We start from the raw sequence: 19491 nt of genomic DNA on the forward strand, positions 1-19491 counted from the left end.
TAAAATGAGCAACTATAAGCTTAACGCCCTGCATAGTTCTTTAGATGGAGAACTCTTATATGACAACTTGCACAAAAGTATTTATGCTACCGATGCATCTGTGTATCGTAAAATACCCATGGCTGTTGCCTATCCTAAAAACAAGAATGACCTCAAAAAGTTAATAGCTTTTGCAACCACTAACGGGGTTACTTTAATTCCTCGTACTGCTGGCACCTCTCTTGCTGGTCAATGTGTTGGTGATGGAATTGTGGTAGATGTATCTAAGTATTTTACCAATATGTTAGCTTTTGATGAAAAGAAGAAAACTATTACAGTTGAACCCGGTATCATTAGAGATGATCTCAATCGGTTTTTAAAACCTTTTGGATTGTTTTTTGGTCCAAATACCTCTACGTCTAACCGATGTATGATTGGTGGAATGGTTGGCAATAATTCTTCCGGAAGCACTTCCATTCGCTATGGAGTAACTCGAGATAAAGTAGTTGCTATTGCTGGTTTATTAAGTGACGGGAGCGATGTTTCTTTTGCTGAATTGAGCTCTCAAGAATTCAAACAAAAAAGACTTGAAAATTCGCTAGAGGGTTCTATTTATAAATCTATTTATAATGAACTTTCTCAAGAAACAATTCAACAAGAAATAAAAAAAGAATTTCCAAAGAGTAGTATTCATAGAAGAAATACAGGATATGCAGTTGATGAGTTTTTAACCTCTGATTTATTTGGCGGAAATAACACTACGATAAATCCTGCTAAATTCTTATCAGGAAGTGAAGGAACTCTTGTTTTTTCTACAGCTATAACTATTCAATTAGACGACCTACCTCCTTCTCACAGCATCATGGTATGCCCTCATTTCACAAGTATAAATGAAAGTTTAAAAGCTACTGTGACTACCATGAACCATAATCTGTACACTTGTGAGTTAATGGATAAAGTAATTTTAGACTGTACCAAAAATAACAGAGAACAAGCTAAAAACCGTTTCTTTTTACAAGATGACCCTGAAGCTGTTTTAATGCTTGAAGTTAGTGCCAACACCTTAAATGAAGCTGAGGTTTTAGCAGATGCACTAATTGAAGACTTACAAAATAATGGTTTTGGGTATCATCATCCGAAGGTATATGGCGATGATATCAATAAAGTTCATCATTTGCGTAAAGCTGGTTTAGGGTTATTAGGAAATATGGTAGGTGATATGAAAGCAGTTGCTTGTATCGAAGATACTGCTGTTGCACTTGAAGATTTACCCGAATATATTGAAGAATTTACTCAAATAATGACTAAATATCAGCAAGAAGCAGTTTATTATGCGCATGCTGGTGCTGGTGAGTTACACTTACGGCCTATTCTAAATTTAAAAAAACCAGAAGATGTAGTTCTTTTTAGAAAAATCACTACAGAAACTGCCGAATTAGTTAAGAAATATCAGGGCTCCTTTAGTGGAGAGCATGGCGATGGAATTGTTCGTGCTGAATTTATCCCATTAATGATAGGGGAGAAAAATTACCAATTATTGCAAAGAGTAAAAAAAGCATTTGATCCTAACAATGTATTTAACAAAGGGAAAATAACAGATGCTTTTCCTATGGATAAAAGCTTACGTTATGAAATTGATAGAGCTGAACCAGACATTAAAACCATACAAGATTTTTCTGATAGTGAAGGAATTCTAAAACTTGCCGAAAAATGCAACGGATCGGGTGATTGCAGAAAATCTCCCGAAGCTGGAGGTACTTTATGCCCAAGTTATAGAGCAACACGTAATGAAAAGGAAACAACGCGCGCGCGCGCTAATACACTACGCGAAGTACTTACGAATAATACCGCTAAAAATAGATTCGATTCAAAAGAGCTAAAAAAGGTACTAGACCTGTGTCTGAGCTGTAAAGCTTGCGCCACTGAATGCCCTAGTAATGTGGATATTGCATCTATGAAGGCTGAGTTTTTATATCAATATCAAGAGACAAATGGGTACCCTTTTAGAAGTAAATTATTCGCTAATAATTCAAAGTATAACAAACTAGGAAGCAAATTCCCATCAATTACTAATTTTTTCACCAATACCACATTGGCTAAAAAAATAATGGGAGTGGCCACTGAACGAAACGTACCAAAATTAGCAAAACAGCCCTTGGAAACTTGGCTTCGAAAGCACCATTACCAAAACGCACATCGAATAGTTTATTTATTTAATGATGAATTCACCAATTATTATGATGCCGAGATAGGAAGAGATACTGTTCTTGTTTTAGAAAATTTAGGGTATGAAGTAAAAACAATAAAACATGAAGAAAGTGGACGCAGTTATATCTCAAAAGGCTTTTTAAAAGAGGCTAAAGAAATCGCTAATAAAAATGTTTCGATATTTAAAAAATTGATCACAACAAAAACTCCTTTAATTGGCATTGAACCTTCTGCGATATTGACATTCAGAGATGAGTACATTCGTTTATCGGACGACAAAGATAGCGCTCAGTCTATTGCTAAAAACACCTTTACTATTGAAGAGTTCTTAGCTAACGAACATCAGAAAGGAAATATCAATACGGATGCTTTTACAACCAAAAATAAAGCGTTAAAAATACACGGACATTGCCATCAGAAAGCACTATCGAGTACTCATGCATCTTTCAGCATCTTAAACATTCCGAAAAACTACAAAGTAACCATTTTAAATACTGGTTGTTGTGGAATGGCAGGATCTTTTGGGTATGAAAAGGAACATTACAAAGTAAGTATGCAAGTTGGAGAAGATACTTTATTTCCTAAAATCAGAAAATGTAATTCATCTACGGAAATAGTGGCCGCTGGAACCAGTTGCCGTCATCAAATTTATGATGGTACAAAACGTATTGCTAAACACCCTATAACCATATTAAAAGAAGCTTTAAAGTAATTCATCACTAGTGAAATTAATAATAAGCTCAATGAAAACCGTTGGGCTTCTTCTCTTTTAAAGTTACTGGTAGTTCCTTAAAACAAGTTAGAAAATCCTTACAAAAGCACTAAAAAAAATCACTATTTCAACTACAATCTACGTCACCAAAAACTCACAGCACACTATTTTATTTGTTATCAATTGATTATACTTTAAATATTTCGTACTTTTAAGTGTTGTTTAACTTTAAATATACCGCTTATGTCAGAAAGTAAAATAATTATTATTAACGCTTTACTTATTTTTGTTGGTATTACAGGATTCTTTTTCTTAATGAAAGTACTTGGTTTAGAAAATATTTCCGAATTACGTTTTCTTAATTTTGTTTTTGTGCTTTGGGGAATTAACAAGGCTATAAAAACAAATATCATGAAAAATCAGGAATTAGTGTATTTCCAAAACTTTTTATTAGGAGCTGGAACTTCTATTTTGGCCGTAGGATTAACCATTGTAGGATTGATTCTGTATGTTACCTTCATTGATAGTGGATTTATAACTGTGCTTGAAAACTCTTCATTTTGGGGCCAAGATCTAAGTTTACCTTTAGTAGTTTTCGCCTTGGCGATAGAAGGAACTGCATCATCTGTTATTTGTTCATTTATATTAATGCAGTATTATAAAAATTACAAATTAACAAATACGGCTCTTACCTAAAAATGATTAATAAAAAGCCTCATTTTAAAAAATGAGGCTTTTTATTAATTAAGCAGAATTACAAAGGTCTTCTCTCTACGATTTAAAAACTTAGTTTTTATCTTATATTATCAATTGTAACAGCATAAATCATTGTGAAAATCGTCGTTGATTTTTTTACAAATTAATCTTGCAAATTCATGCTCCATATACAAATTGTGATCTCCATTTACCTTAATCGCTGTTAGCTTCATTCTATCAAACCATGCTTCTTTTGGAGCAAATAGATCTTCATCTCCATAGTACAAAAAAACTGGACATTCAGGTTGCAGTGTTTCATAGCGAATTCTTGTAGCAGAAACACCATACAAAGCCATTACATTTTTATTTTTCAATGCATATTTCCATGCTATTGTTCCACCTATGCTAAAGGCTAAAATGCTTATTGCACTCTCTTTTTCAAGCTCATTTAATTTTTCAACGGCTTTCTCTATACCTCCATTGACAAATTGTTGATGTCGTTTTTCTTCCATGAAAATTGATGTGTCAACCCCTCCTAGTTGACAGCAATCATAAAAGGTTATATCAAAACTCCTTTTTAATTCTTGTGTATAATATACAAGCCAGCTTGCTGTGTTTTTTCCCCATAAATCAGAAAGGATAATTAGTTTTCTCTTTTCCACAATTCGTTTATGACGTTTTATTAACAAATACTTCTGCCATCATACAACGTGCGCTACCACCACCACATGCTTCAATTGTTTCAAGACTACTATGCAATATTTTACAGTGCTTTTCAATATTCCTTATTTGATTATTTTGCAACGCATTAAAAGCTGAAGAGCTCATTACTAAATAACGTTCATTATTTTCACCTAGAACCTGTAACATATTTCCCACAAATTGGGTTACTTGTTTTTCAGTAATGGCTATTACCTCCTTTCCATCAGATTTTAAATGAGTTACTAAATTTTTCCTTTCTTTTTTATCATCTATCGCATCTAAACAAACTATGGCAAAAGTTTCAGCAACGCTCATCATTACGTTTGTATGATATATCGCTTCTCTTTTTCCTTCAACCGTTTGATTTGCCGTGAAAATTACGGGTGTAAACTCAAAATCTTCACAAAACTCAATAAACAATTCTTCATCTGCTCTTGGAGATAGAGTACAATATGCCTTTCTATTTTCTCTATCCAAAATCATACTTCCTGTGCCCTCTAAAAAAAAACCTTCTTCTTCAGCAGCCGTATAGTCTGCGACATTTCTTATTTCAAATCCCATATCTTCCAACACATCCAAAACATCTTCTCGCCTTTCCAAACGTCTATTTTCGGCAAACATTGGGTAAATAGCAACATCTCCATTTTCATGAAACGAAATCCAATTATTCGGAAATAATGCATCTGGTGTATTAGGTATCTCTTTATCATGTACAACTACCACATTGATACCTACCACTCTTAACTTATCTACAAAAGCATCAAATTCTTCTTGTGCCTTTGCGTTAATTGTTGCTGGTAGCATTCCCAACAGCTCTTGCTGGTAATAATTATTTACTGCAGTTTGTTCATTCATTCTGAAACTAGCAGGACGAACCATTAAAATGGTATTGGTTATTTGTTTCATACTGCGAAAATAATTAATTATACGGCTCGTATAAGTCTAGTTTAATTATTATAACTTTTTTATGTGAAGATTGATGTCTCCAACTGATGAAAGAGACAAACTCTAATTGGTTAATCTTTAAGAGGTTTTATTAGTACTAGTATTTTCTGGCAAAAATAGGTGGTAATTTATTTTAGTCTAATTCTCCAGCCTTAATCATCTTATAAATCGTGCTTTTACCTACATCAAGGGCTTTCGCTGTTTCAACAACATTATTTCGATACAATTTCAAATAATGTTTTACTATTTCAAAAGTATACTGTCTGAGCGTCTTACGCCCGTCTAAAAGCTGTTTCTCCCTTACTATATTTGAAAAATGGATATTGTTTTTATTTATTTCTGATCCTTCACATAACACAATAGCCAATTCAATTATCGATTTTAACTCTCTAACATTTCCTGGATATTTATAAGATGCCAATTTCTTTTTTGCTTCCTCGGAAATAGTGATCCCTTTTAAATTATTTTCTTGTAGGTATTCTTTTAAAAAATGTTCAGAGAGTACTAAAACATCATCCTCCCTTTCTCTTAATGGTGGGAGGTGTATGGTTAGCCCCATTAACCTATAATAAAGATCTTCCCTAAAGTTCCCTTTTCGCACTTCTTCTAATAAATCTTTATGACTCGCAATGATAATCCTTATGTCTAATTTTATGATCTTATTACTTCCTATGCGAGATAATTCTTTTTCTTGTAAAACACGTAATAATTTTGCCTGTAAGTTGAGGTTTAACTCTGCTACTTCATCTAAAAAAAGACTACCTCCATTGGCCTCTTCGAATTTACCTATTTTAAGACTACTAGCTCCTGTAAACGAACCTCTTTCATGACCAAACAATTCGCTTTCAATTAATTCTTCAGGAATTGCAGCCATGTTAATAGCAATAAATTTTCTATTTTTCCTTGGACTATTATAATGAATCGCTTTCGCCGCTACTTCCTTACCAGTACCTGTTTCTCCAAAAACAGAAACGTTAATATTAGATTTTGTTGCTTTTTTCATCAATCGAAAAACTTCTTCCAACCGATTACTTTTACCAATTATTGTTTTGTTAAAAGAAAAATCAGTCTCTACTGCATGTATATCGTGGATTTTAGGTTTGGTTTGTTGATTTTCTTTTATACGAACCACCGTATCCCATAATTGATCTTTTGTGGTTTCATCTTTTATCAGATAATCGGTAATACCTAACTTTAATAAACCTACCACTAGAGAAATGTTTTGTTGAGAACTAATAACTACTACTGGTATACTTGGATCAATCTTTTTTATTTTCAAATATAATTTTTCTCCTTCAAAATCAGGAATTGATAAATTCATAGTTATTAGGTCAGGTTTATTGGTAAGTTTTGACATACACTCATGACCTGATTGGATTAAGGTAACACTATAATCTGGATTCATTTCTAAATGATATTTCAAAACTCCTCCGTACCATGGATCATTTTCAACAATGAAAATTTTAAAAGGCTCTGATTTACTCATTTTTTTTGCATTAGTATTCAATGTCCAAGTTATAGAATGTTTCCATTTTTGAGACTAATGATCGATGAATCATAATTAACAACATATAAGAAAACTAGAAGTATCGATGAATGAAAATCTTGTTACATACTGTAACCTTTAGAAGAAGAAAAACATGAAATAATCTTACCTAACCATTTTAACAACAATGACCAAAATAACTTGATTTTAAAGCGCTTTCACCTACTTTACATAAACAATACGTTTTCTTCATTGAACCTATCTAGACCTTAGAGAATCATTCCAATTATTGGAAAACATCAACTTTAAAAAAAACCTAAAATACTGAAAAACAACACACTAACCCTATTGGCATTACAATTGAAGTTCTTAACTGAACTTAAAATTTTATTTCATGAAAATAGCTGTCGTAGGAAGCGGATATGTAGGTCTGGTAACAGGAGCATGTTTTTCTGATATCGGTATTGAGGTAACATGTGTTGATATTGATACGGTAAAAATAGAAAACCTCAACAAAGGAATCATACCTATATATGAACCTGGATTAGAAGAAATTATCATTAAGAATAGTAAAAAGAAGAGATTGACTTTTACTACAAATTTAAAACAAGCACTTTCAGAATGCCATACGGTTTTTATTTGTGTTGGAACCCCTCCAAAAAAAGACGGTAGCGCTGATTTATCTAACGTTATGGATGTGGCTAAAAGCATTGGTCGTTATATAAATCATTATTTGTTGGTGGTAACCAAAAGTACCGTTCCGATAGGATCATCAGAAAAAATTCAAGCTATCATTCAAGATGAAATAATTAAAAGAGGCGTTCCAATAGAGTTTGATATTGCATCGAACCCTGAGTTTTTAAAAGAAGGAGCGGCCGTTAATGATTTTTTAAAGCCTGATAGAATCGTTATTGGAACACAAAGCCCTCGTGCAAAGCAAATAATGAAAAAGCTTTATAAACCATTCACTCTGAATGGACACCCACTCCTATTTATGGATAATACTTCGGCAGAGATGACTAAATATGCCGCCAATGCGATGTTAGCCACTAAAATAAGTTTCATAAACGATATAGCAAACCTCTGTGAATTGGTTGGAGCCGATGTTAATGAAGTAAGGAAAGCTATCGGAGCAGATTCTAGAATTGGAAACAAATTTATATATCCAGGAATTGGATATGGAGGATCTTGTTTTCCTAAAGATGTAAAAGCACTTATAAAAACAGCTGAAGGTTTTAATTATATCATGAGAGTTTTAAAAGCTGTTGAAGATGTAAATAATAACCAAAAAGAACTCATGTTTACTAAAATATATGACTATTTCAATGGGCAGCTTGATGATAAGGTAATTGCTGTTTGGGGACTTAGTTTTAAACCACAAACTAATGACATACGAGAAGCTCCTTCTTTAACAATTATTGAGAAATTATTAAGCAAAAATGCCACGATAAAAGCATATGATCCTATTGCTATGAAGGAAGCAAAAGAACATTTTGGCAATCGAATTGAATACTGTGATAATGAATACGAAACCGTTAGTAACGCTGATGCTCTGGTCGTACTCACTGAATGGTCTGAATTCAAATATCCAAATATGAGAAAATTAAAAAATTCAATGAATAGAAAAGTCATCTTTGATGGCCGTAATATTTTTGAAATCAAACACCTGGTTAAACATGGTTTTGAGTATCACTGTATAGGAAGAAATGCGATGAAAACAAAAATCTCAAATTACAAACAAAACGGGATTTCTACAAGTAGTTTAAATTAGTAAAACATGATACGAAAAAAGATTTTAGTTACTGGTGGCGCTGGCTTTATAGGTTCCCATTTATGCGAATCTCTTTTGTCAAAAGGTAATGAAGTATTTTGTTTAGATAATTTTTTCACTGGACAAAAAGATAATATTACTCCCCTTCTAGAGAACAATTACTTTGAATTGATTAGGCATGACATAATTCAACCGTATTTAATTGAAGTTGATGAAATATACAATTTGGCATGCCCTGCATCGCCTATTCACTACCAATACAACCCTATTAAAACCATGAAAACCTCGGTAATGGGAGCCATCAATATGCTAGGTTTAGCAAAAAGAGTGAAGGCTACAATTTTACAAGCTTCAACCAGTGAAGTATACGGTGATCCAATGGTTCACCCGCAGCCAGAATCATATTGGGGAAATGTAAACCCGATTGGAAAAAGATCTTGTTACGATGTTGGTAAACGTGCCGCCGAAGTTCTATTTATGGATTATAAAAGGCAAAATGAAATCAACACTAAAATAGTTAGAATTTTCAATACTTATGGGCCGAGAATGCACCCGAATGACGGAAGAGTAGTTTCTAATTTTATTGTCCAAGCACTTAAAAACAGCGATATTACTGTTTTTGGAGAAGGAACGCAGACAAGAAGCTTTCAGTATGTAGATGACCTGATTTCAGGTATGGAAAAAATGATGAATACAGATCCTTCTTTTTGTGGACCTGTGAACATAGGAAGTACTGAAGAGTATAAAATTATAGACCTCGCTCATAAAATTATTGCATTAACAAATTCAAAATCAAAAATTATTTTCAAAGAATTGCCACCTGATGATCCATTAATGAGAAAACCCGATATCCAATTAGCTAAAGAAAAACTTGGATGGGAACCGCAAATTTCTCTGAAGGAAGGTTTGTTAAAAACCGTTGAGTATTTTGACTCCATACTCTAATACCTTCAATCGTTCATTGAGCCGTTAAAGCCTTAAAAAGCGAACGTAAATAAGCTCAATTATCTTGATTCTATATTCTGGAAAACTATTCCTAAATAAAGAATATCACGAACAAACAAAAAAAACACAAAAAACTAATAAACAAGCAATTAACCCTAGTATTGATTTTGGCATAATAATCGGATTCTTTTACTCGACATAAGACCCCTACCTCTTGTTTTGGAAAAATAAATAATATACATATCCATAAATAATGAAGAAAAAAATACTAATTGTAGATGACGAATTAACAACTTGTGTATTACTTGAGAACTTCTTGAAATCGGAATATGAAGTAGTACGTGCTATTTCTGGACTAGAAGCACTTAGTGTATTAAAAAATATGATTCCTGATTTAATAATAAGTGATATTCAAATGCCAAAAATGAATGGTTTTGAGTTACTAAAAGAAATTCGACTTATTGGCTTTGTAAAGCATACGCCAATAATTATGCTCTCAGGTAAAACCGAAAGTAAAGAGCGAATTAAATGTTACCGCATGGGAGCTCAAGATTACCTTACTAAACCATTTAATCCAGAAGAACTTAAAGAAGTTATCAAAAAAAACCTGTTCCCAATTAACTTTTCAAATACATGGTAAATAAACTGTATAAATTTTAACACAAATCAATTGATGTTTCAAAATGAATATATTATACATTGGATCTAATCCTGATACATATAACAGTAAGATAGAAAAATTAGGGTTTTCCGGTATTATGGTAAACAATAACCGTGAAGCCATTATCATTCTTCAAAAAAGACATGATATCGATCTTATCATTTGCGAATATAACCTACCAGGAAGTAACGGAATTTTTCTATTTAAAACAATAAAGAAAAAACCATTTTCAATAAACATACCTTTTATCCTTGTCTCTTATGAGTATAGTAAAAAGGTCTATGAAAAAGCCTTTAAAAATGGAATTGATGATTATTTCGTTGTCAAAACCGATGACATTATACAAATTCTTAACAGGGCTAAATCCATTTACTTATTTAATCAATCGAACGAAACTGAGAATGTAGTTACTGCAATTGAAGAAGCATACAAGTTTCCTATATCAAAGAGAATTTTTGATATTGTTTTTGCCTCATTGGTACTCATTATCGTTTCCCCTCTATTATTATTCTTTATGATTGCAATTAGACTAGAATCCAAAGGCAAGGTATACTATATCACAAAAAGAGTTGGAAGAAAAACGTTTGACTTCTATAAACTTCGTTCTATGCGATCGGGAGCCGACAAAATGGTTGACGAGCTTGCCAAAACAAACAACCAGTATGCTAAAAAAGAGATTCAGCCAGATTGGAAAGAACCTTGTCCTAAATGCGTGAGTTTGGCAAATGACAAGAACTGTTCAACCATTCTCTATATTGATTCTCAAGAAATTTGCGAATACTGGTATAACTTTAATAAACTAAACGCACTGAAATCAAAATCAAAATTCATTAAAATAATGAACGACCCTAGAATTACTAGAATTGGAAGTTTTATCCGGAATACAAGTATCGATGAATTACCTCAACTCATTAATGTTCTTAAAGGAGACATGTCTATTGTTGGAAATCGCCCATTACCCTTGTACGAGGCAGAATTACTAACTGATGATTATCTATCAAAACGCTTTTTAGCACCTGCAGGAATAACAGGTTTATGGCAAGTAGAGTTAAGAGGAAGAAAAGGAAAAATGTCTGAAAAAGACCGGATGGATCTAGACAATATGTATGCAGATTATTTTACGGATAACAAGTATTCGTTTTGGTTTGACTTTAAATTAATCTTAAGAACCATTCCCGCATTATTTCAAAGAAGCACCGTGTAAAAAATATTTAGAAAATGAAACATTATGTAAACATCTATATTGCTTTTGTCGTACTTTTAAGTACTTCTTTCAACCTTTTCTCTCAGGAAACGGACTCTATCACTATTCCTAAAAGCTATGCGCTCTTAATCCCTAAACTATCGGTACTTATGGACTCGGCTTTGGCACATAACAAAATGCTACAATACAGAAAACTAGAGATCACCGCAAAAGAACATGATTTAAAAACTAAAAAAACATATTGGACTAGAAATTTAGGCCTACGTGGAGAAACTGTCTATGGTACATTCAATAATTTTTCTACCAGCAGCGGTGATTATATTAACCCAAATAACACACTAACAACCTCCACCCAGTTTAATTATAATGTTGGAGTATACTTCAGGTTTCCCCTTCAAGATTTTTTGAACCAAAAAACAATGATAAGAAGAGGGAAAATAGAAATTGATCAAGCTAATAACCTAGTAAAACTTGAAGAAGACGCTATTAAAGAAACTGTGTATAGGTACTATGAGGAACTTATACTAAATCAAAAATTACTTGAAATTGAATCTCTCAACTTCGAAAATGCCCAAATTCATGCAAAAATGATCGAGAAAGAATATGAAAATGGCCTTTTACCAATTTCAGAATATTCAAGATTAACAAACATTATTTCCAGTATTATGAGAGAATATGAAAAATCTAAATCCCGGTTTTTTCTATCAAAACAACTTCTAGAAAATGTTGTAGGATTTAAAATTAACTAATAAAAAAGGTATATCACGTGAATTTAATTGATTTCATAAGGCTTTTAATCAAACACAAAATAATACTTCTAATAGTTCCGCTATTAGCAGGTGTATTGGCTGTATTTTTTACGAGTAATTCAAATCATAAGTATTCTTCTCAAACAGTAATTTATACTGGACTTGGTTCTGACTCTTCTATTGAAATGGATAAATCATTCAATCCATTCACTACAAATATGGCATTTGATAACCTTATCAATATCATAAAATCAAGAGAAACTCTAGAAGAGGTTGCTATCCGTTTACTAAGCCGCCATCTACTCGACATCAAGCTGCGCGAAAGTTATTTATCTCAAAGAGACCTTAAAGAGTTGAAAGAAGTTATACCTACGGAATTCTTGAATCAATTAGCACTATTAAAAAATACAGAAGATTCTTTGCACGTACAATCAGATTCTATTGCTAATGAAAAAGTATTTAATCAACTTATAGAAATTAAAAACAGTAATCATGAGAATTTTGTAAATGCTCTTTTAAACTATGAACATCCACACTATTCAATCGAGGCAATATCAAAAATTAGAGCCTATAGAATTTCTAATAGCGATTTAGTAAAAATCAACTACGAGACAAACAACCCAAGTATTTGTAAACAGACCTTAGACATCCTATACAAAGTATGCGCTAAAAAATATAAAAGTTTAAAAGAAAATGGATCTCATGCCATCATAAAATATTTTGAAAACGAGCTACGTAAAGCTAAAAAGAAATTAAAAACCATTGAAAAAGAACTCCTAGAGGTAAACAAACGCTACAATATCATTAACTATTATGAGCAGAGTAAAGCTGTTGCATTCATGAAAGAGGAGATGAGCCTTGATTTATACACAAAAAAAGGAGAGTTATTAGGTACCAAAGCCAAAACTAAAAAACTCCAACAAAAGCTTAACACACTTGCGCTAATAAATGAAAAAAGAAAACAAATTTTAATCAATAAAAAAAGACTTGGGGAATTAAACGTTGACATTACCATGATGGAATCAAAATCTATTGATCAAGAGAAAGAAAAGGTAAGAGTCAAATTAACAGCTCTGAAAGAGAAGGCCAAGTCTCTAAAAAGCAATATGGAACAAAGTATTGAAGAACTATATGGAATGGAAAACACACTCGACGGAATTCCAGTAAAGCAAATATTGCCAGAATTAATGGATAATGTTATAGATACAGAAGATTTGAATGCAAAACTTGATGTTGGAAAAACACGAAATAAGGAATTTGAAAAACAATATGCTGTTTATATGCCCGCTGGCGCAAATTTAAAGAGAATCGAAAGAGAATCGAAAGTAGCAGAACAAGAGTATTTAGAAATTTTACAAGGGCTTAATTTAGCCAAAATAAAATTTCAAGATACCCAGTTATTAACAAATCTTAAAATTGTAGATGCGGCATACTACCCCTTAAAGCCAATGCCCTCTAAGAGAAAATTAATTGTATTAGCCGTTTTCTTATTGAGTTTCATTCTCATTTTAGGTAGTATTTTATTCATGGAGTTCTTTGATCGAACACTGAAAAATTTAGAAGTAGCTTCTGAAAAAATAAAGCTTCCTGCCATGGGAGTTATTCCTAAAATTTTTAGAACTCATGGAAAACTAAACCTAAAACCTATTTATGAACGTCTTACTGAACTTATCTTAAAAGATATATTTCAAAAAACATCAAGCTTTACTCCTAAATCAACTAAAATAGTAGCTATTTTAAGTACACGACGAAAAGAAGGAAAGTCAACAATAGCAGCAAATATTACTAAAAAATTAAAAGAAGAAGGTAAATCAGTTTTAATTCTAAATCACTCTCCACTTGAGAAAGTAATTGAGAGAAAAATTAAATTTACATTACTTCGAAGACTTCTCGGATATAATGATCCAAGATGCGATTACACGGAACCATTTCTTGATAACCCTCAAAATTACCTCAGTAAAGAAGAATATAGAATATTTGATCTCGATCAGCACTATTTTAAAGCTAAAACATACAAAGATCTGATTCATGAAAAGGAAAGAAATATTACGAATCCGGATTATGTAATTATTGAGTTTCCGAATATTTTAGAAAAAAACTATCCTATTGAACTCCTACGAACAGCAGCTATTTCAATACTTGTATGTAGAGCAAATAGAACTTGGTCTAAAGCTGATGAAAATTCACTTGAAAGTTTGAAAACAATGATCGAACCTAAACTGAACTTTATTATTAACGGTACCGAAATTAACGAAGTAGAGACTGTTCTAGGGGAAATTTTTAAAGGCAGATCCATTTTTAGAAAAAAAATAAAAAATATTATTCGATTCCAGTTTAACTCAAGAAATCAAATATAAATTCATATGCGCAGCCTATTACGTAAAATAATACATGAAGACAACTTCCTATCTTTCCTAGGAAACCTTGTTATTGCTGTACTTGGTTTTGCAGGGTTCGGTCTTTTGGTAAGAGGCTTGTCAACTGATCATTTTGCGCAATGGGTGCTGTTTATTTCAGGCGGATCTCTTGTGGAAATGATTCGATTTGGAATAACTAATAATGCTTTGATAAGATTCCTTTCTGGTGCGACAAATGATGATAGAGATCAACTAATTGGATCTAATGTTCAAATTGGATTTATAGCAACTATTATTATCATTCTGATATTGATTGGATTTAAAACATCATTTAATGAAGCCATCAATAATTCAGGGTATAAACTATTTTTCGAATGGTATCCACTATTGGCACTCGTAAATCTACCTTGGAATAATGCACTTATTATAGCACAAGCAGATATGCGATTCGATAGAGTTTTACGAATTAAAATAATTAATAGCGGATTGTTTTTTCTAGTTTTAGTTGTTGATGCCATTACGCTCAACCTATCGCTTACTCAACTAGTTTTACTACTGATTATTATTAACTCATTCACCTCATTTCTATGTGTTTTAAAATCGTGGGATGGCTTATTTCTATACAAAAAAGCAACCGCTGTAACTACAAAAAAACTGCTAGATTTTGGAAAATACAGCACCTTTACGCTCATTGGTTCTAATTTACTAAGGAGTGCTGATGTTTTAATACTTAGTTTAAGTCCACTAGGAAACAGTGCCGTTGCCATTTTCAGTATTCCTCTAAAATTAACGGAATTACAACTCATCCCACTCAGAAGCTTTGCCGCAACGGCATTTCCTAAAATGTCAAAAGCAAGCATAGAAGGGAAACGAAAATTAGTGAAAAATTTATTTAATTCATATACAGGTGCCATTACCTATTTATTTATAGCCATGTCTTTGTGTATCGCCATTTTTGCAGAAGAGTTTGTGATTTTAATATCTGGATACAAATACTTAAACTCAGAAATCATAGGATTTGATATTGTAATTTTAGTCAAAATACTATCTATATATGGTCTTCTTTTACCCATAGATCGCATGACCGGTATTGGTCTAGACAGTATAAATAAACCTAACATTAACGCATTAAAAGTATTGGTGATGTTATCAACCAATATTATAGGAGACCTCATTGCTGTGTTTGTTTTCAAATCTTTGAATTTAGTAGCCATATCATCGATTTTATTTACGCTAGTAGGCGTATTTCTAGGCAGCTACTTTTTAAACAAAGAAATTCCAGTTTCAATAATTGATATTCTCAAAAGTGGCTTCAAATTTTATCAGTCGATTTTTAAAAAATCAAATATAATAATCCGTCAATTCCACTTTTTTAAAAAATAAATATGAGTCTATTTGACAAACATATAAACCCTTTTGAATTACCTTCTCCATCTACGAGGCTCTCTAATCTTAGTAGCTTTATTCCTTTGGTTTTAGCTATCATAATGATCACTGTTATAATTTCTAAAACTGAAGTAATTGGCATTATCGCTTGCTTTAGTATTATAATACTGTTTATTGTACTAATCATTGTTTTTAACAAACCGAGAATAGGAATAATCATTATAATCATCGCTAGTTTTTTTGTTACAGGGCTCACTAGATATGTTGCCATTCCTTGGGGGCTTACGATCGATTCTATGTTGGTTGTCATTATTGTTTCTTTATTTTTTAAGAGTTTTTCAAACAAAGCAATATGGAATCAAGCAAAATCAAAAGTGGTCTTATTAGTATCTATCTGGATGCTTTATATCTTGATTCAAATAGGAAACCCAGAAGCGCAAAGTATTGTTGCTTGGTTTTACGCCATGCGCGGTATTGCCTTATATCAATGGCTATCAATCCCTCTTATATTTATTCTATTTAACAAACCTAAAGATCTTAACTTATTCTTTATTATTTGGGGTGTTTTGTCTCTTTTAGGAACTCTAAAAGGAATGCAACAATTTTATCTTGGAGTAGATCCTTTTGAACAAAGATGGTTAGATGGCGGCGGTGCTACAACCCATATTCTTTTCGGAAGATTACGAATTTTCTCTTTCTATTCAGATGCAGGACAATATGGAGCTTCTCAAGCGCACACTGCCGTTGTGTTTTCAATTTTAGCTTTCTATTTGAAAAAAAATACGCGTCTACGAGTTTTGTATACTATTGTTGCTCTAGGAGGACTTTATGGTATGTTTATATCTGGAACACGAGGTGCTATTTCTGTTCCTGGAATGGGGTGGATTCTTCTTATTTTTTTGAGAAAAAATATAACATCTCTTATTATTGGAGCCGTTCTTGTATTCGGTGTTTATTTCTTTTTTGCACACACCTTCATTGGTCAAAGTAATGCTGAAATAAGAAGAATGAGAACTGCTTTCGATTCTAAAGATGCTTCATTGCAAATCCGTCTTGCCAATCAAAGAAAACTCGTCAGCTACCTAGCCTCCAGACCATTCGGAGGAGGAATAGGAGCCACAGGAAACTGGGGTAAAAGATTTACCCCTCATACCTTCCTTGCCAATACAGCAACTGATAGCTGGTATGTAACCATATGGTCCGATACCGGGATAATCGGGCTCGTATACTATGCTTTTATGATATTATTCATCCTATTTAGCGGTGTTTACAACGTTTTATTTAAACTAAAAGATCACGAATTTCGAATAAAAATTATGGCGCTTACCTGTGGTATGGCAGGGATTTTAGTGGCTTCCTATGGAAATGGTGTTTTTGGGCAAATGCCTACAGGGATATTAATGTACGTTACTATTACATTCATGATAAAGTCACCCGAAATAGAAAGAAAATATATTCTAAAAGAAAAATTAACATAAAAAATCATTCTTATGAACTATAGAGATATTAAAGACTTAAATAGCATAATACTCAAAAAACTCGATATTATTCCCCGAGATCTTGACTTGATCATAGGAGTACCCAGAAGCGGCATGCTCCCTGCAAATTTATTAGCCTTGTATCTAAATTTATCCTATACCGACATTGATTCATTTATCAATGGGCACATTTATAAATCTGGAGCAAGACACTCTGTTACCGCTAAAAACCACAAAAAAATCCTTGTAGTTGACGACAGTATCGGTTCGGGGTCAGCATTAAAAAAATGTAAAGCAAAACTTAAGCATTTGGTGCACAAATTTACTTTTGAATATTGTGTCGTCTACGCCTCGCCAGAAAAAAGAAATAACGTTGACTACTATTTTGAAGTTGTTCCTACTCCTAGATATTTTCAATGGAATATATTTAATCATACCGATTTAGAAAAAGCTTGTTTTGATATCGATGGGGTGCTATGCCCAGACCCTAAACCAGAACAAAATGACGACGGAGAAAAATATATTGACTTTTTACTAAATGCACCTCCATTATATGTACCAGGTTCCAAAATTGGAACCATTGTAACATCTCGATTAGAAAAATATCGACCACAAACGCAACAATGGCTTAAAGCTAACAATATAGAGTACAACGAACTCATTATGTTAGATCTTCCCGATAAAAAATCAAGACAAAAAGCAAACAATCACGCAATACATAAGGCAAAGGCATATTCTGCAAAACCATATGTACTTTTTATCGAAAGTGACCTCCATCAAGCAATAGAAATCAATCAACTAAGTAAAAAGCCAGTACTCTGTACAGAAAATTTTGAAATGATTTATAAAGCGGAATCAATTGTATTCAATATTAAAAGAGGAAAGTATCTGCCCTTTATTAGAAAAATAGCTTTAGCGACTCGGAACAAGATTCAGAAATTGACAGGTAATTACTGAACAGTAATTGACACAGAATAACACAGAATAATCAAAAAAACATGAAATGTACATAGCTATTCCAACATATGAAATAATAGAATTCTTCTTACTTATATACTTTGGTTTATCAAGTATTTACATATTCGTTTTTGCTATTGCCGGAATTTTTTACAGAGAAAAAAAATTCAAGGATGGAGAGAAAAAGTATAAGATGGCTTTGTTAATTCCAGCCTATAAAGAAGACGAAGTAATCTTAGAATCAACAAAGTCTGCCATGCAGCAAAATTATCCATTAAATCTTTTCGAGGTGATTGTAATTGCAGATTCTTTTCTGGAACGCACTATTGATGTTCTTCAAAAAATGCCCATTCGGTTAATTGAGGTACATTTTAAAAACAGCACAAAAGCAAAAGCACTAAACAAAGCCATGCATCTTATAGGAGACGATTATGATATCGCTGTAGTTTTAGATGCTGACAACATTATGGATCCCTTTTTTATTTCAAAAATCAACGAAGCATTCAATGCCGGTTTTAAAGTCGTACAAGGACATAGAGTCGCGAAAAACTTAAATACTTCATTTGCTATTTTAGATGCTATTAGTGAAGAAGTAAATAATCATATTTTTAGAAAAGGGCATCGATCATTAGGGTTCTCATCAGCACTAATAGGTTCAGGAATGGCATTTGATTACCGTTTTTTCAAAGAAATCATGAGTGAAATTAATGCTATTGGAGGATTTGACAAAGAACTGGAATTAAAGCTACTAAACAAAAATTTGGTTATAGAATTCTTAAATGAAGCATACGTGTACGATGAAAAAATTCAGCGATCAACTGATTTTAAAAATCAACGACGAAGATGGCTTTCAACGAAACTGGTATACTTTAAAAAATACTTTTTTCATGGAGTAAAGGCTTTACTTTTAAAAGGAAATATAAATTTTTCAAATAAAATATATCAATTAGTTGCACCTCCTAGAATTTTATTATTTGGTATCGTATTTATTTCTTCAGTCATACACTTGGTTATTGATTTGATTTGGAATAAAAGTGTAGGTTCAATTACCTTGTTTTGGTGTGCTATACTCATCGTTACATTGATTACATTTTTTATCTCAATACCGAAAAAATTCTACAACTTAAAAACCTTGCAAGCAACCCTTTACATACCCAAGGCTTTTATTTTAATGTTTCTATCTCTTTTTAAATTAAAAAGAGCCACTAAAGTTTTTATTCATACACCTCATACCTCAAAATTCAAATAGTTTAAT

The 19491-nt window shown here is 32.4% G+C and carries 15 protein-coding genes; 12 read left to right on the plus strand and 3 right to left on the minus strand.

Features of this window, described 5'->3' with window-relative positions:
* Positions 1–4 precede the first annotated feature (4 nt).
* Together AC2TDS_RS07320 and AC2TDS_RS07325 are read left to right on the plus strand one after the other, a co-directional pair.
* Positions 5–2899: an FAD-binding and (Fe-S)-binding domain-containing protein gene (locus tag AC2TDS_RS07320; RefSeq protein WP_484738446.1), complete on the plus strand. Its 2895-nt coding sequence runs from the start codon at positions 5–7 to the stop codon at positions 2897–2899.
* Between the two features lie 243 nt (positions 2900–3142).
* Complete coding sequence (locus tag AC2TDS_RS07325) at positions 3143–3595, plus strand: hypothetical protein (protein ID WP_484738447.1); 453 nt, start codon at positions 3143–3145, stop codon at positions 3593–3595.
* Between the two features lie 110 nt (positions 3596–3705).
* Here AC2TDS_RS07325 and AC2TDS_RS07330 read toward each other — a convergent pair whose 3' ends face one another.
* The 3 genes from AC2TDS_RS07330 to AC2TDS_RS07340 all read right to left on the minus strand — a co-directional run bounded on the left by AC2TDS_RS07330 (position 3706) and on the right by AC2TDS_RS07340 (position 6728).
* Positions 3706–4257 carry a dienelactone hydrolase family protein gene (locus AC2TDS_RS07330; protein ID WP_484738448.1) on the minus strand — a complete coding sequence of 184 codons (552 nt, stop codon included), beginning with the start codon at positions 4255–4257 and terminating at the stop codon, positions 3706–3708.
* Between the two features lie 7 nt (positions 4258–4264).
* Positions 4265–5203, minus strand: a complete 939-nt coding sequence (ctlX, locus tag AC2TDS_RS07335) for a citrulline utilization hydrolase CtlX (RefSeq protein WP_484738449.1) — start codon at positions 5201–5203, stop codon at positions 4265–4267.
* 172 nt (positions 5204–5375) lie between these two features.
* A complete protein-coding gene (locus tag AC2TDS_RS07340) occupies positions 5376–6728 on the minus strand; it encodes a sigma-54-dependent transcriptional regulator (RefSeq protein ID WP_484738450.1) in 1353 nt (450 codons plus the stop codon).
* A 394-nt stretch (positions 6729–7122) separates the two neighbouring features.
* Between AC2TDS_RS07340 and AC2TDS_RS07345 the strand changes: the two genes are divergently transcribed.
* From AC2TDS_RS07345 to AC2TDS_RS07390, 10 genes are all read left to right on the plus strand, one after another.
* Entirely contained in the window at positions 7123–8499 is a 1377-nt protein-coding gene (locus AC2TDS_RS07345) for a UDP-glucose dehydrogenase family protein (protein ID WP_484738451.1), read from the plus strand.
* Positions 8500–8505: 6 nt separating this feature from the next.
* Positions 8506–9444: a UDP-glucuronic acid decarboxylase family protein gene (locus AC2TDS_RS07350; protein ID WP_484738452.1), complete on the plus strand. Its 939-nt coding sequence runs from the start codon at positions 8506–8508 to the stop codon at positions 9442–9444.
* Between the two features lie 253 nt (positions 9445–9697).
* The gene (locus AC2TDS_RS07355) at positions 9698–10084 is read left to right on the plus strand and encodes a response regulator (protein ID WP_484738453.1); all 387 of its coding nucleotides are present in this window, start codon (positions 9698–9700) and stop codon (positions 10082–10084) included.
* Between the two features lie 43 nt (positions 10085–10127).
* On the plus strand, positions 10128–11309 hold the full coding sequence (locus AC2TDS_RS07360; protein ID WP_484738454.1) for a sugar transferase: 1182 nt from the start codon (positions 10128–10130) through the stop codon (positions 11307–11309).
* Positions 11310–11323: 14 nt separating this feature from the next.
* Positions 11324–12058 carry a TolC family protein gene (locus AC2TDS_RS07365; protein ID WP_484738455.1) on the plus strand — a complete coding sequence of 245 codons (735 nt, stop codon included), beginning with the start codon at positions 11324–11326 and terminating at the stop codon, positions 12056–12058.
* Positions 12059–12075: 17 nt separating this feature from the next.
* Positions 12076–14415: an exopolysaccharide transport family protein gene (locus tag AC2TDS_RS07370; protein WP_484738456.1), complete on the plus strand. Its 2340-nt coding sequence runs from the start codon at positions 12076–12078 to the stop codon at positions 14413–14415.
* A 6-nt stretch (positions 14416–14421) separates the two neighbouring features.
* The gene (locus tag AC2TDS_RS07375; RefSeq protein ID WP_484738457.1) at positions 14422–15798 is read left to right on the plus strand and encodes a lipopolysaccharide biosynthesis protein; all 1377 of its coding nucleotides are present in this window, start codon (positions 14422–14424) and stop codon (positions 15796–15798) included.
* A 2-nt stretch (positions 15799–15800) separates the two neighbouring features.
* On the plus strand, positions 15801–17279 hold the full coding sequence (locus tag AC2TDS_RS07380; RefSeq protein WP_484738458.1) for an O-antigen ligase family protein: 1479 nt from the start codon (positions 15801–15803) through the stop codon (positions 17277–17279).
* A 12-nt stretch (positions 17280–17291) separates the two neighbouring features.
* On the plus strand, positions 17292–18236 hold the full coding sequence (locus AC2TDS_RS07385; protein WP_484738459.1) for a phosphoribosyltransferase family protein: 945 nt from the start codon (positions 17292–17294) through the stop codon (positions 18234–18236).
* A 46-nt stretch (positions 18237–18282) separates the two neighbouring features.
* The gene (locus tag AC2TDS_RS07390; RefSeq protein WP_484738460.1) at positions 18283–19485 is read left to right on the plus strand and encodes a glycosyltransferase family 2 protein; all 1203 of its coding nucleotides are present in this window, start codon (positions 18283–18285) and stop codon (positions 19483–19485) included.
* Positions 19486–19491: the final 6 nt, after the last annotated feature.

Source organism: Tenacibaculum profundicola (assembly GCF_057220795.1).

What these genes read in the sequence shown, in the direction of transcription:
- AC2TDS_RS07320 (WP_484738446.1), top strand. Translation starts at nt 5, where the DNA reads ATGAGCAACTATAAGCTTAACGCCCTGCATAGTTCTTTAGATGGAGAA.
- AC2TDS_RS07325 (WP_484738447.1), top strand. Translation starts at nt 3,143, where the DNA reads ATGTCAGAAAGTAAAATAATTATTATTAACGCTTTACTTATTTTTGTT.
- ctlX (WP_484738449.1), bottom strand. Translation starts at nt 5,203, where the DNA reads ATGAAACAAATAACCAATACCATTTTAATGGTTCGTCCTGCTAGTTTC.
- AC2TDS_RS07340 (WP_484738450.1), bottom strand. Translation starts at nt 6,728, where the DNA reads ATGAGTAAATCAGAGCCTTTTAAAATTTTCATTGTTGAAAATGATCCA.
- AC2TDS_RS07345 (WP_484738451.1), top strand. Translation starts at nt 7,123, where the DNA reads ATGAAAATAGCTGTCGTAGGAAGCGGATATGTAGGTCTGGTAACAGGA.
- AC2TDS_RS07350 (WP_484738452.1), top strand. Translation starts at nt 8,506, where the DNA reads ATGATACGAAAAAAGATTTTAGTTACTGGTGGCGCTGGCTTTATAGGT.
- AC2TDS_RS07355 (WP_484738453.1), top strand. Translation starts at nt 9,698, where the DNA reads ATGAAGAAAAAAATACTAATTGTAGATGACGAATTAACAACTTGTGTA.
- AC2TDS_RS07360 (WP_484738454.1), top strand. Translation starts at nt 10,128, where the DNA reads ATGAATATATTATACATTGGATCTAATCCTGATACATATAACAGTAAG.
- AC2TDS_RS07365 (WP_484738455.1), top strand. Translation starts at nt 11,324, where the DNA reads ATGAAACATTATGTAAACATCTATATTGCTTTTGTCGTACTTTTAAGT.
- AC2TDS_RS07375 (WP_484738457.1), top strand. Translation starts at nt 14,422, where the DNA reads ATGCGCAGCCTATTACGTAAAATAATACATGAAGACAACTTCCTATCT.
- AC2TDS_RS07380 (WP_484738458.1), top strand. Translation starts at nt 15,801, where the DNA reads ATGAGTCTATTTGACAAACATATAAACCCTTTTGAATTACCTTCTCCA.
- AC2TDS_RS07385 (WP_484738459.1), top strand. Translation starts at nt 17,292, where the DNA reads ATGAACTATAGAGATATTAAAGACTTAAATAGCATAATACTCAAAAAA.
- AC2TDS_RS07390 (WP_484738460.1), top strand. Translation starts at nt 18,283, where the DNA reads ATGTACATAGCTATTCCAACATATGAAATAATAGAATTCTTCTTACTT.